Origin of the sequence: Microcoleus sp. D3_18a_C4 (assembly GCF_036702415.1) — a bacterium.
Taxonomy (GTDB): domain Bacteria; phylum Cyanobacteriota; class Cyanobacteriia; order Cyanobacteriales; family Microcoleaceae; genus Microcoleus.
On the sequence record NZ_JAUBTI010000152.1, the window covers coordinates 1 to 12,002 of the forward strand.

A 12,002-nucleotide genomic window follows, 5' to 3' on the forward strand; every position below is an offset into this window, starting at 1 on the left:
GTCCTTTTTGGACGGGCGGGACGCCCATCCCACAATAACAATTAAAATTGTAAGTTATTTAATTCGCGATCCTAAGTTCGTGGCCTACTGCTATGCCGTAACGCGCCGGCTTCGCCAAGGGATACTCGTTGAGATTGCCGCAGCCCAGGGAAAGCAGGAAGAGAGTGGCAATTTCAAGTATGAGTGCGATCGACCCTAGCCATTTTGGGCGCGTTAGTCTGCATCCCTGAGATAATAAACCATTAAACAAGCTCACAGCTAGCTGTGAGCTTATTGCCCGGTAATATAACTCCAATAGCTTTGCAGTCAGGACTTTAGTTTTTCTTCACCGCGATCGAAAGAACTGAAGTCCTCACTACAAACACCTTTTGTTAATCTTCAACTCGTCGGACAGCCATGCGTTGCAGCGGCAGGCTGAGTATGCTAGAAGCAGTCAACAAGTAAGAAAGAACCGTAGTCAGCTTCAAACTGAGCAATAACCAGCTATCCTCTGGTAGGTGAAGTTTTAGCCCGAAAAAAGAGATGCAGTACACTATCCAGTAAGTAAAGCTCATCTTGATTAGGATTTCTTCGCTCAAAGTGCGTGAAGCGAAGCTATCCCGTAGGGAATCGTCCGTTGGCTGCGAGTTGCGATTATCACCCAGCAGGACTAAACCCGCAATAGAAGCCACAAAAGAAACCATAACGAGATAGTCATGCCAGTTAAGCTCAACCATTTCTAAACTCCGCTTGTATCCGAATTTTTGGAATCAGAAATCAGTCTAAAGGATAACTTTTCCCGCTCCAAGCAATAGTTACAAATTGAAACAGCAGGAGTTACAAATCGCAATGAAAACTCACCGCAACCACCAGCTACAGGCTCGTTTAGTCAGTCGCAAAGGACAATTCCCCTTAAATATTGTCAAGTTGGGAGTACCTCGCCTGCATTTTGCCGACCTCTACCACAGGCTACTAACTCTTTCTTGGCCACAATTTTTCATGCTGATTTGTCTCTCCTATACAGTCACAAATTCTTTATTTGCCTTAGCTTACTTGGCGGGAGGAGATTGCATTGCTAACGCGCGGCCGGGTTCTTTCCCAGATGCCTTTTATTTCAGCGTGCAAACAATGGCGACGATCGGCTACGGTTCTATGTATCCGCGCACGGATTACGCTAATACTATAGTCGCGATCCAAGCGCTTTTTGGTTTGTGGGGAGTGGCGATGGTAACGGGACTGGCTTTTTCGAGATTTTCCAGACCAACAGCTAGAGTTATCTTCAGCCGCGTAGCTGCGATCGCTCCTTTTAACGGCGTTCCGACTCTGATGTACCGCACTGCAAATCAGCGTTTTAACCAAATTTTAGAAGCGCAGCAGCGAGCAACTTTGATCCGCGACGAGGTAACATCGGAAGGAGAATTTATGCGGCGTTTTTACGATTTGCAATTGATGCGGAGTCACTCTCCGGTTTTTGCATTAACTTGGACGGTTATGCACGCAATTGAGGAGAGCAGTCCTTTGTACCAACTTACTGCCCAAGACTTGATGGAACACCAAGCAGAAATTGTAATTACGTTAACAGGAATTGACGAAACAGTTTCGCAAACTATTCATGCGCGACATTCTTTTGTGGCGTCTGAAATTATGTGGAATATGCGGTTTGTAGATATTCTTTTGAAATCGGCGACGGGAGGGCGGGTGGTTGATTATACTCGGTTTCACGAGGTGAAGCCTGTTGAATGAAAGTTTTGAGTTACATTTTTATCGAGTTGGGTGTGCAGTACGCTAGGATTAGTAAGGAAATATATTGAATACAATTTGGGATGGTAAGTGCTAAAATAGTTTGAGGAGTGATCCCAATTATATGTGTTTACTACTTAGTACGAATAACGAATATGACACTAAAAGAATTACAACCGCAACTCCTTGCATTAAGTTCCGAAGAAAAAGCTCAAGCTATACAATTACTAGCCCAAAGTTTAAGCAATTTTTGGTCGGGAATTCAAAAGACTCCTGGTGTAATGGGTGGCGAAGCCTGTATCCGACAAACGCGGATTCCTGTTTGGCTGTTGATAAGTTATCGGCGTCAAGGTGCTAGCGATGCTCATATTTTAGAAGGTCATCCCGATCTCAGTGCTGCCGATTTAGTAAATGGTTTTGCTTATGCTGAGGCACACGTGGATGAGATAGACCGAGCAATTAGAGAACAAGAAGAGGCATAAACTGTGGCGCGTATTTATGCAGATGAACAATACCCTCTTCCGGTCGTAAAAATACTGCGTAATTTTGGGCATGATGTCCTTACAGTTCAAGAAGCGGGGAAGGCCAATCAAAAGATTCCTGATGAAGAAGTTCTAGCTTTTGCTGTTAGCACGAATCGCGCCATTGTGACACTAAACCGACCAGATTTTATTCGACTGCACAGGTTAAGTTCTGACCATAATGGGATTATTGTATGCACGAGCGATCAAAATTGGCAGCGGCTGGCGGCGCGGATTAATGAGGCTATTTCTAATCTGGAAACTTTGAGAGGTATGCTGATTCGAGTTAACCGTCCGTCGGACTGAATATAAGTGATAGAATACATCGAGTCTGAAATTCACTTGTACTATGCGAATAATTCATACTGCTGACTGGCATTTAGGGCGGCGTTTCCGAGGGATCGATCGCACTTTTGAAATTGCGATCGCCCTCGAACAGATTTTGAAGCAAGCAAAAGCCTTGGATGTCGATGCTGTGCTCGTCGCAGGCGACATTTTCGACGTACCAAACCCTCCCGCTTACGCCGAACGCATTGCTTATAACTTTTTCTGCGAACTCCAAGCGGCAGGAATTCCCGCAATTGCGATCGCCGGTAATCACGATTCGGCATCCCGCATCGACAGCATCGCGCAATTGCTTTCCCTCGCCGGTGTGCGCGCTTTAGGCAAACCCAGGCTTTCCGCCGACGGCGGCACGATTACTCTCAATACAAAAAGTGGTAAACTTTGTGTGGGAGCGATGCCTTTTGCTTCCGAACAAAGACTGTTAGATGCTAATTCTCTCTGGCAGTCTGGCGATGCCGATCGCCGAAAAGATTACCGCGAAATCGTAGCATATTTACTAGAAGATTTAACCAGGGAGTTTAGAGACAATACTGTCAATTTTCTCATGGGACACATGAGCATTGACGGCGCTCGATTGGCAAAATCCGAAGTCGCTTATTACACGCGAGAAAAATACCTGCTCTCATCGGAAACTCTGCCGCCAGAAGCTCAGTATGTTGCCCTCGGACACATCCACATTCACCAGCGGATTTCTGAGACTTCTCCCGCTTATTATTCCGGTTCTTTGATTCAGTTAGATTTTGGAGAAGCGGAACAGGAAAAAGGATTTTGCTTGATAGAAGTGGAGCCGGGAAGTCAGCCAAAGGTGGAATTTAAGCCTGTGGCTTGCCACAAGCCGTTAAAAGTGCTTAAATGTCATAACGACAATCTCGATGAAACTTTACAAGCTCATCAGTATCATCCGGGTTTCTTGAAAGTAATTGTCGAACTGGACAGTCCGCAAATCGGACTTGCCGATCGAGTGCGCCAAATCTGTTCTCAAGCGCTGTTAATTGAACCGCGCTATCCAGATGCAGCGCTAGAACCAACCGAAATAACTAATATCGATCCCAATAATTTCGATCCGGCAGCCGAGTTTTGCAACTATTACCAAAACCGATTGGGAACGACACCGAAACCGGCAGTATTGGAGGAATTTAAAAATTTGTACAAGAAGTTTAAGGAAACAGTTAACAATTAAATGGGTAAAAAGATACAACCTACACTCTCAAATTTCACATAGTTTTAAGACTGAAACCCACGCTCAATGTCGCTTGTAGTTGAGTCTAGATCCCCCTAAATCCCCCTTAAGAAGGGGGACTTTGATAATACTCTTGTTCCCCCCTTGTTAAGGGGGGTTAGGGGGGATCGGGAAGACTGTAGAAGGAAGACAGTAGACCTGAATATAACAATCTAAAACCCCAAATCCCAAATCTAAAATCAGTATGCGTCCACTCGAACTTATTCTCGAAGGATTTACCAGCTTCCACCGCGAACAGCGTTTAGATTTTTCTCAACTCGATTTGTTTGCAATTACTGGTGCTACAGGTGCGGGCAAATCTTCACTGCTAGATGCCATGACTTACGCTCTTTTTGGCACTACTACTCGCAGTGGCAAACAAGTAAGTGATTTGGCGAGTCAAGGCAGCGAAAATTTAAAAGTGCAGTTGCGTTTTGCTGTGGGTTCGGCACAGTATCGGGTGACGCGAAGGTGGCGTTTCCGTCCGAAATCTCCCGAAAATAAGGTGATTTTGGACAACTGGCAAAATGGCCAATGGGAAACTTTGGGGACGAGTATCGTTGCTGTTCAAAATACCATTGAACAGATTTTAGGAATGGATTTTGATACTTTTACGCGAGCAATTGTTCTACCTCAAGGCAAGTTTGATGAGTTTATTAAAGGGGATACATCAAAACGCCGGGAAATTTTGCGACAGCTAGCCGGATTTGAGATTTTTGAGCAGATGCGGAAGGAAACAAATGAACTCGCAAAGCTGCTGAAACAGGAACGGGAAATGGTGGAAAGGCAGCTAGGTGAGTTAAGTGCGCCGACGGCGGATGAGGTGGATCAAAGACGATCGCAACTTGTGATTTTAGAGCAGCAGTTGCCTGAGCTCGATCGCGCCGTTATGAAAGCTCAGAAGGATCTAGATGAAGAGGAACAGCTATTTTCGCAACTCGCTCGCTGGCAAGAGCTGCAACAACAACTGGCTAAATTAAATGCTAATTCCGCCGAGGTTACAATTTTAGCACAGCGTTTAGAAAGAGCGCAAGCTGCCAATCATTTACAGGGAGATTGGGCTTTAGTGCGATCGGCTCGCAGTCAGTATGAAACTGCCCAAAGTGCCTCGGTGGCAGCGCGAAAGCAGTTAATTAAAGCTCGCTCTGAGCTGGCAGTAGAGCAGCAGCAACTTGACGCGGCAAAAGCCAAAGAAGAGGTGCTAGCGCCACAAATTAAGGCTCGCGAAGATGCTCTAGCTACTGCTAAAGTATATGAAGAACAGCGCGCTCAATTAGAAAAAGAAGTGGCGCTGGCCCAAAAAATTCAACAGGAAAAACTCCGCCTTTTTATGGCAGCAGATAAAGACCTGCAAACTGCTAACACTAAAATTCAAGGTGCGGGTTTTCGAGTTACTCAAGCAGCGGCACAGCTCGAACAGTATGCGCGGGGAGGAAAGCGTTTAGAGCAATTGCAGCAAATTTCACCCTTATTGATGGAACTTCAGCTACTTACCAAGCAGCAAAAGAGTCAGCAAGAACAGTTGGATAAATCTCTGGCCCAAAAGGAAATCGCTCAAAAAAATTATGTGAAGGCTACCACTAATTTAGAAGCAGTTGAACTCAGGCTAAAAGAGTGCAGCCGCGAGTTAGAAGTGGCGGAAACTGCTAATGCGGAAGCGGCACGTTTAGAGAGTGTGGCTGCTATCAGAATGTCGCTTAATTCTGGCGATACTTGCCCGGTGTGCGGGGGGGTGCATCCTGAGAGCGAGAGCCTCCCTCCTTTGCCAGATTCTAATATTGTCGATGTCGCTGGTTTGCGGCGGAAATTTGCGGCGGCAAATCAGCTTTTTCAAGATGCTCAAAGGTTGGCTGCTGAGGCAAAAAGTACAGCTTCAGCTTGCCAGCAAAAAGAGTCGGAAATTGCTCAAATGCTCGAATTAACTGCGAATAGAGTTGCCGAATTGCAGCAGCAAATCACTCAAGTTCTGGAAAATCCTCAGTGGGAAAGCTTGGGGTTGCAGCAGGAGTTGGCAATCCTTAAAGAGAGCGATCGCCAATACCGCGAAACCGAACAGCAGTTCCAACTGGCATCATTGGAATATGATAATTTTCAGGAAAGATTTAATTTTGCGGTGGCGACTCAAGCAGCTAAACAGCAAGAATATCAAGATGCGATCGCCGAATCAGACCGCCGCCAGCAGCAGTTCCAAAGTTGTGTAAATGCGCTTTATCAAATTACGGAATATCAACCTTATGCTAATTTAGCAAAAGTCTTAGAACAAGACAAGCAAGACTTGGCAAATCTGCTAAAAGTTGCCGAAAAATCCTATCAAACTGCTCAAAATAAGGTTATTCAAGCAGCAGAGAGAGAGCAACAAGCTGGAGAGGCTTTTGGGCAAGCCCAAGCCCAGAAACAGCAGCTAAACCTGGATTGGTCAGCAAAATTAACGGCGGCTGATTTCACAGAAGAGACATTTTTAGCAGCGGTTGCGACTGTTAAGGAACAATCAGACTGGGAAAATGCTATTCGCTCTCACCGCGAATCAAAAATTCAGTTAGAAACGCGGGCAAAAGATTTGAGCGAGGCGATCGCAGGCAGAACTACCGATGAGAATAATTTAGCACAAGTGCGATCCTCTCCGAGGGCTGCGCTAACGGCAAAACATACCGCCCAAGAAAACCTCAAACAAGCCAACAACAACCGCGCCGAACTGTTAGCTTGGATTCAAGTAGCAGCCCAAAATCTCGAACAAGCCGAAAGACTGTCACAGCAAATCACAAATTTCACAGAACAAGAGCAAACTTATCACACCTTAGCGCAGAATCTCAAATCCAACGAATTTCAATCTTACATTCTAGAACATTTAGAAGCAGAATTAGTCGGCAGCGCCACATTGATTTTGCAAGAATTAACCGAAAATCGCTACAAACTAAAAAACCAAGACGGCGAATACTGGGTAGCCGATAATTGGAACGGCGGCGAAGCTAGACGAGTCCGCACTCTTTCGGGCGGCGAAACCTTTGCCACTTCCTTATCAATGGCTTTAGCTTTGTCAGAAAAACTGTCTCAAGGAGCTCACTTGGGCAGCTTGTTTCTCGATGAAGGATTTGGTACTTTAGATACCGAAACTCTCGAAAGCGTTACTCAAATTCTAGAATCTTTGCGGCAGCGAGACAGGCTGATTGGAGTGATTACCCACGTTCGAGAATTGGGCGAAAGATTGCCCGCACAAGTTAAAGTGTCTAAATCCCCCCAAGGTTCTAGAATAGAAGTTGAAAGAGTTTAAGTCTCTACTTTTTCGATATATTGTAGTTTGTCTAGAATTGTGTTTCTTCTTCTGTAAAGATAGGAGGCCACAATTCTGAAACGGGCAATTCCCAACCAGGGAAAAGTTCTGGTAATGTTAAGATATCGCCATTTTGTAAAATTTGTGGTTCGCCAGCCGCTCGATAAATCTTCACTGTTTCTGCATCAGGATCGATCGCAATTCCAACAATCGCTCCGAGCTCAACAAACTTCAAAACCTTGGTTTCGATAGGCTGCGTGCGATCGCTTTGAGACTTAATCTCTACCACCAAATCGGGAACCAACTGTCCAAAATAACGCGGACTTTGGCGCAATCGTGCGGCGCGCACAAAGGAAACATCGGGCGCTTTGACGTTAGTATCTGGCATAATAAAGCCGCCTGCGGAGTCAAAAACTCGTCCGAGACGGCGGGGATTTACCCAAGCGAAAAGAAAGGCAATGAGACGGCTGCTGATTTCACTGGATACGATGTCAGATGGGCCCATAATTGAAAGTCTCCCGTCTTCTAGTTCAATTTGGTAATCTAAACCCGCTTCGGAAAAAGCGGTTTGAACTTGCTCAACATCTTTGACAGTCATCGTTGACATAGGAACTTTCTCCTGTTATGAGCTGATATTTCATTTTAGCACGATCGCTATTTTCAATCTATAATTTAGTCAAAAATTTAGACTTTTTACTTGTTTGTCGGCACTTGCTAAGTTATAATTATCGCAATAGATACTTTTTGAATATAGTAAAACAGTTTTTTAAATCATGTCAGCCAAAGATATCTTTCACAACACAGTACGTGCGGCTTTGGAGAAAGATGGATGGACAATTACTCACGATCCTCTGTTTCTAAAAGTAACTTCTCAAGTAAAAATGCAGATAGATTTGGGAGGAGAGAAATTACTTTCTGCCGAAAAGGGGAGGCAAAAAATAGCAGTAGAAGTAAAAAGTTTTGTGGGCTTGTCGGCGCTGTCAGAATTCCATACGGCTGTTGGTCAATTTCTTAATTATCGAGTAGCATTGGAAAAATTGGAATCAGAACGAGTGCTGTATTTGGCAGTGCCTACAGATATCTATCAAGATTTTTTTACAGACTCGTTTGTTCAAACTGTGTTAGAACGATATCAAATAAAGATGCTGGTTTTTCATGTGAAGGGACAGGAGATAACATTATGGAAAGATTAGATTATCGCCAGTTAGTTCAGAAAGTCATACATCAACACGCGACAGAGCAGTCTGAGCAAGATGTAGAAACCACTGAAATTGTTTTCGATACGGAACGCGACCGCTATTTATTGTTGTATGTGGGATGGCGGGATGAAGAACGAATTCATGGATGTCCCATTCATGTTGATATCAAAGATGGAAAGATTTGGATTCAGCGCGATTTTACGGAAGTAGGAATTGCCAATCAATTTCTAGAATTTGGAGTCCCTCAAACAGATATTGTGTTGGGATTTCGAGCGCCTTATGTACGGCAATTTACTGGATTTGCGATAGCGTAAATCATTAAATAATCTCAAAAAAAAATCCCCACAACCCCGACTTCTGCAATACTTCGGGGTTCTAATCTGTAAGTTCTGTCAATCTACTTAACGCCCCAAGAAACAAATATTATATGAAAAATTACCCCACTAGAATGCAATCGGTACAGTCGCCCATAATTCCAGTAGTTGGCGAACTGATTCGCCAAAATCCGGGAACGATATCATTAGGACAAGGCGTAGTTTACTACAATCCGCCACAAGAATCATTTGAAAAAATCCCCGAATTCTTTGCAAATCCCGATAATCACAAATACAAAGCCGTGGAAGGAATTCCACAATTACAAGATGCTATTGCAGCCAAACTTAAAACCGATAACGACATAGAAATTAACAGCACAAACTGCATTGTCGTTACCGCAGGCAGCAACATGGGATTTACCAACGCTATTCTCGCCATCACTTCTGCGGGAGACGAAGTTATTATCCAATCACCTTATTACTTCAATCACGAAATGGCGGCAATTATGGCAAATTGCCGACCAGTGATAGTAGAAACCGACGCCAACTATCAACTTAATATCGATGCTATAAAAAAAGCAATTACCGACAAAACGCGAGCCATCGTCACCGTTTCACCTAACAACCCAACTGGCGTCGTTTATCCGGGCGAAGCACTCCGGGAAGTTAACGAAATTTGTCGCCAGCACAACATCTATCACATCAGCGATGAAGCTTACGAATATTTTACTTATAACGGCGTAAAACACTGTTCGCCCGCCGCTTTTCCCAACAGCAGCGAACATACTATTTCTCTGTTTAGCCTCTCCAAAGCCTACGGTTTTGCGAGTTGGCGGATCGGGTATATGGTAATCCCAGAACACTTGCTCGTTTCTGTGAGAAAGATTCAAGATACAATCTTGATTTGTCCGCCGGTAATTTCTCAGTATGCAGCCCTGGGAGCCTTGCAAGTTGGTAGAGGTTACTGCGATAATTATGTAAGGGCGATCGCATCTGTGCGCCAACTCGTATTAGACGAACTCAATACTATCCAAAACTTGTGTACAATTTCCCCAGCCGCCGGAGCCTTCTACTTTTTCTTGAAAGTTGATACTGAACTCGATACAATGGAATTAGTAGAACAATTAATTCGCGAATATCATGTAGCAGTGCTTCCCGGTACAACCTTCGGCATGGATAACGGCTGCTATTTGCGCGTTGCTTACGGTGCTTTGGAGAAAGCAACCGCCACCGCAGGTATTAGGAGATTAGTTAAAGGTTTGAAGACAATTTTAAACAAGTAAAATAGGAAATTTAAAAATGGTTGCCACGAACTTGAAAGCAAATACAAATATTCAAGATACCTCCGCTGCCAAACTGGCAGATTTGCGCGATTTGATGGCAGATTACGAATTAGATTGCTATTTAATCCCAGCGGTTGACGAACACTTAAATTTATCAGTTCCAGCAGCTAAGCAGCGGCGGGCTTGGATGTGCGGTTTTACGGGTTCCGCTGGTGATTTGTTGGTTGGCAAAGATTCCGCTTGGTTGTTTGTGGATTCCCGCTATTACGAACAAGCCGAATTGCAAGTCGATACGGGAATTATTCAAATATCGAAACTCGGGTTAGAAGGAAATTTAACCTTAATTGAAACTTTAGAAAAACTGGCTGTAGAATCGGCCGAAAAATCAAGGAAAATTCGCCTTGGTTTTGACCCATTTACCGTAGCGACAGAGCAATATCAAAATTGGGTGAAAAAATTTGCAACGGCGGAGATTGAGCTCATACCAATCCCGGAGAATTTGACAGACAAAGTGCGATCGCAAACTCCTTGGCAAACAGCAGAGACTTTACCCGCAATTGATGCAGAGCCCATATTTAGCTTACCTGTATCCCTGACAGGAGAAACCGCCGCCGAAAAATTAGCCAGAGTCAGGGAAGCGATGCAAAAAGCCAACATTGATGTGCTTCCAATTACCAACCTGAATCAAATAGCGTGGCTGTTCAATCTCCGAGGCTCGGATATTCCCCACATTCCCATTTTCATATCCTATGCCATTGTCACCACAGATTCAGCGTTTTTGTTTACAAATCCCGAACGAATTTCGCTAGAAATCAAGCAAGAATTGCGGGCGGATGTAACTTTGCTTCCCTACGCAGACTATCCGCATACATTAGAAACTTGCGTAAATTTGCCACATAAAGTTCGGGTACTTTTAGACCCGAAACACAGCACAGCAGGCACGTACCAGTTAATATTAAACCATCAAGAAGCGCAGTTTTACAACATCGAAATAGTTTTTGAGACACATCCGGTAGAAGGGATGAAAGCTCGCAAAAATCCCGTAGAAATTGAGCAGATGAAATCAGCCAATTTCAAAGCAAGTCGAGCGAAAACTTTGGCTTTAAAGTGGTTGACAGAACAGCTAGAAAATGGTAATGTAGTTACCGAGTTTGATGTCAAAGAAAGCATCGAAAATTTTTACCAGCAAGAAACAGATTTTCAGACTTTAACTTTTAGAACGATCGCCGGTGCGGGAGCCAATAGCTCGATCGTACATTACGGAACCCCCAGCCCTGAAATAACGTTAAAACCGGGCGAACTGCTGTTATTGGACTCAGGCGCACAATATTTAGCAGGTACAACCGACGATACGAGAACAGTAAGTATCGGAGAACCGACGGCGCTACAAATAGAACACTACACCACAGTGTTAATCGCGCACATCAACTGTGCAATGCAGCAATTCCCCAAAGGAACAACGGGAGCGCAATTAGATGCGATCGCCCGTGCGGTATTATGGCAAGAACAGCTAGACTACGGACACGGTACAGGGCACGGAGTCGGCGCGTTTTTAGCCGGTCACGAAGGGCCAAACGGCATCAGCAAATCGGTACAATATCCCCTAGAAGCCGGAATGGTAACGAGCATCGAACCGGGATATTACGAACCAGGATGGGGCGGAATTCGCATCGAAAATCTCTATGTTGTCAGGGAAATGCCATCCAAAAACAGTACGGTTTGGTACGGATTTGAATCGCTGACGTATATTCCGTTTGAGCGCAAATTAATAAATGTCGATCGGCTGTCAAAGACTCAACTCGCATGGTTGAATAACTATCATGCTGCTGTAGTCGAGAAACTGGAACCCGTACTTGATGGAGCAGCAATTGAATGGTTGAAAAAAGCCGCCGCACCCTGTGTGATATCAATTCCGGTTGCACCGGAATGATACCGAGGACACTGCAATGCTCATAGATGTCAACTTAAGGTCAAACCGAAAGTCCGACAGGGGTTGAAACCCCTGTCTCAAAGCGAAAGTCCTCTTAAGAGGACTGAAGAACTCATTAGTCCTCTTAAGAGCGTTCCACCGGCGTCGCACGCCGGTTATGAATAAAAGAAACAGTAAAGCTAGCCCAAAAGTGGCCAGCGATCG

The 12,002-nt window shown here is 44.6% G+C and carries 12 protein-coding genes; 10 read left to right on the forward strand and 2 right to left on the reverse strand.

Annotation, left to right across the window (positions count from 1 at the left end; genetic code table 11):
• Positions 1 to 199, forward strand: a 199-nt coding sequence (locus QUB16_RS31460) for a hypothetical protein (RefSeq protein WP_333322178.1), incomplete at its 5' end; no start/stop codon positions are given.
• A 172-nt stretch (positions 200 to 371) separates the two neighbouring features.
• Here QUB16_RS31460 and QUB16_RS31465 read toward each other — a convergent pair.
• Complete coding sequence (locus tag QUB16_RS31465; RefSeq protein WP_333322180.1) at positions 372 to 716, reverse strand: hypothetical protein; 345 nt, start codon at positions 714 to 716, stop codon at positions 372 to 374.
• 112 nt (positions 717 to 828) lie between these two features.
• Between QUB16_RS31465 and QUB16_RS31470 the strand changes: the two genes are divergently transcribed.
• The 5 genes from QUB16_RS31470 to QUB16_RS31490 all read left to right on the forward strand — a co-directional run bounded on the left by QUB16_RS31470 (position 829) and on the right by QUB16_RS31490 (position 7,072).
• Positions 829 to 1,722, forward strand: a complete 894-nt coding sequence (locus QUB16_RS31470) for an ion channel (protein ID WP_333322181.1) — start codon at positions 829 to 831, stop codon at positions 1,720 to 1,722.
• A 152-nt stretch (positions 1,723 to 1,874) separates the two neighbouring features.
• Positions 1,875 to 2,201 (forward strand): DUF433 domain-containing protein, encoded by a 327-nt coding sequence (locus QUB16_RS31475; protein ID WP_333281911.1) that lies wholly within the window; start codon positions 1,875 to 1,877, stop codon positions 2,199 to 2,201.
• A 3-nt stretch (positions 2,202 to 2,204) separates the two neighbouring features.
• Positions 2,205 to 2,546, forward strand: coding sequence for a DUF5615 family PIN-like protein (locus QUB16_RS31480; protein WP_333039224.1), 342 nt, complete (start codon positions 2,205 to 2,207; stop codon positions 2,544 to 2,546).
• Positions 2,547 to 2,589: 43 nt separating this feature from the next.
• Complete coding sequence (locus QUB16_RS31485; protein WP_333322183.1) at positions 2,590 to 3,765, forward strand: exonuclease SbcCD subunit D; 1,176 nt, start codon at positions 2,590 to 2,592, stop codon at positions 3,763 to 3,765.
• Positions 3,766 to 4,009: 244 nt separating this feature from the next.
• On the forward strand, positions 4,010 to 7,072 hold the full coding sequence (locus QUB16_RS31490) for an SMC family ATPase (protein WP_333322186.1): 3,063 nt from the start codon (positions 4,010 to 4,012) through the stop codon (positions 7,070 to 7,072).
• Between the two features lie 31 nt (positions 7,073 to 7,103).
• Here QUB16_RS31490 and QUB16_RS31495 read toward each other — a convergent pair whose 3' ends face one another.
• Entirely contained in the window at positions 7,104 to 7,679 is a 576-nt protein-coding gene (locus tag QUB16_RS31495) for a Uma2 family endonuclease (RefSeq protein ID WP_333056752.1), read from the reverse strand.
• 166 nt (positions 7,680 to 7,845) lie between these two features.
• Between QUB16_RS31495 and QUB16_RS31500 the strand changes: the two genes are divergently transcribed.
• From QUB16_RS31500 to QUB16_RS31515, 4 genes are all read left to right on the forward strand, one after another.
• Positions 7,846 to 8,265 carry a XisH family protein gene (locus QUB16_RS31500; RefSeq protein WP_333322188.1) on the forward strand — a complete coding sequence of 140 codons (420 nt, stop codon included), beginning with the start codon at positions 7,846 to 7,848 and terminating at the stop codon, positions 8,263 to 8,265.
• Positions 8,253 to 8,585, forward strand: a complete 333-nt coding sequence (locus tag QUB16_RS31505; RefSeq protein ID WP_333291072.1) for a XisI protein — start codon at positions 8,253 to 8,255, stop codon at positions 8,583 to 8,585. Before QUB16_RS31500 ends, QUB16_RS31505 begins: the two co-directional genes overlap by 13 nt.
• Positions 8,586 to 8,698: 113 nt before the next feature.
• Positions 8,699 to 9,868, forward strand: coding sequence for a pyridoxal phosphate-dependent aminotransferase (locus tag QUB16_RS31510; RefSeq protein WP_333322190.1), 1,170 nt, complete (start codon positions 8,699 to 8,701; stop codon positions 9,866 to 9,868).
• Positions 9,869 to 9,884: 16 nt separating this feature from the next.
• The gene (locus QUB16_RS31515; protein ID WP_333322191.1) at positions 9,885 to 11,798 is read left to right on the forward strand and encodes an aminopeptidase P family protein; all 1,914 of its coding nucleotides are present in this window, start codon (positions 9,885 to 9,887) and stop codon (positions 11,796 to 11,798) included.
• Positions 11,799 to 12,002: the final 204 nt, after the last annotated feature.

Bases quoted from the DNA above. Each gene is read 5' to 3' on its own strand.
- QUB16_RS31465 (WP_333322180.1), bottom strand. From the start codon at position 716: ATGGTTGAGCTTAACTGGCATGACTATCTCGTTATGGTTTCTTTTGTG.
- QUB16_RS31470 (WP_333322181.1), top strand. From the start codon at position 829: ATGAAAACTCACCGCAACCACCAGCTACAGGCTCGTTTAGTCAGTCGC.
- QUB16_RS31475 (WP_333281911.1), top strand. From the start codon at position 1,875: ATGACACTAAAAGAATTACAACCGCAACTCCTTGCATTAAGTTCCGAA.
- QUB16_RS31485 (WP_333322183.1), top strand. From the start codon at position 2,590: ATGCGAATAATTCATACTGCTGACTGGCATTTAGGGCGGCGTTTCCGA.
- QUB16_RS31490 (WP_333322186.1), top strand. From the start codon at position 4,010: ATGCGTCCACTCGAACTTATTCTCGAAGGATTTACCAGCTTCCACCGC.
- QUB16_RS31495 (WP_333056752.1), bottom strand. From the start codon at position 7,679: ATGTCAACGATGACTGTCAAAGATGTTGAGCAAGTTCAAACCGCTTTT.
- QUB16_RS31500 (WP_333322188.1), top strand. From the start codon at position 7,846: ATGTCAGCCAAAGATATCTTTCACAACACAGTACGTGCGGCTTTGGAG.
- QUB16_RS31505 (WP_333291072.1), top strand. From the start codon at position 8,253: ATGGAAAGATTAGATTATCGCCAGTTAGTTCAGAAAGTCATACATCAA.
- QUB16_RS31510 (WP_333322190.1), top strand. From the start codon at position 8,699: ATGAAAAATTACCCCACTAGAATGCAATCGGTACAGTCGCCCATAATT.
- QUB16_RS31515 (WP_333322191.1), top strand. From the start codon at position 9,885: ATGGTTGCCACGAACTTGAAAGCAAATACAAATATTCAAGATACCTCC.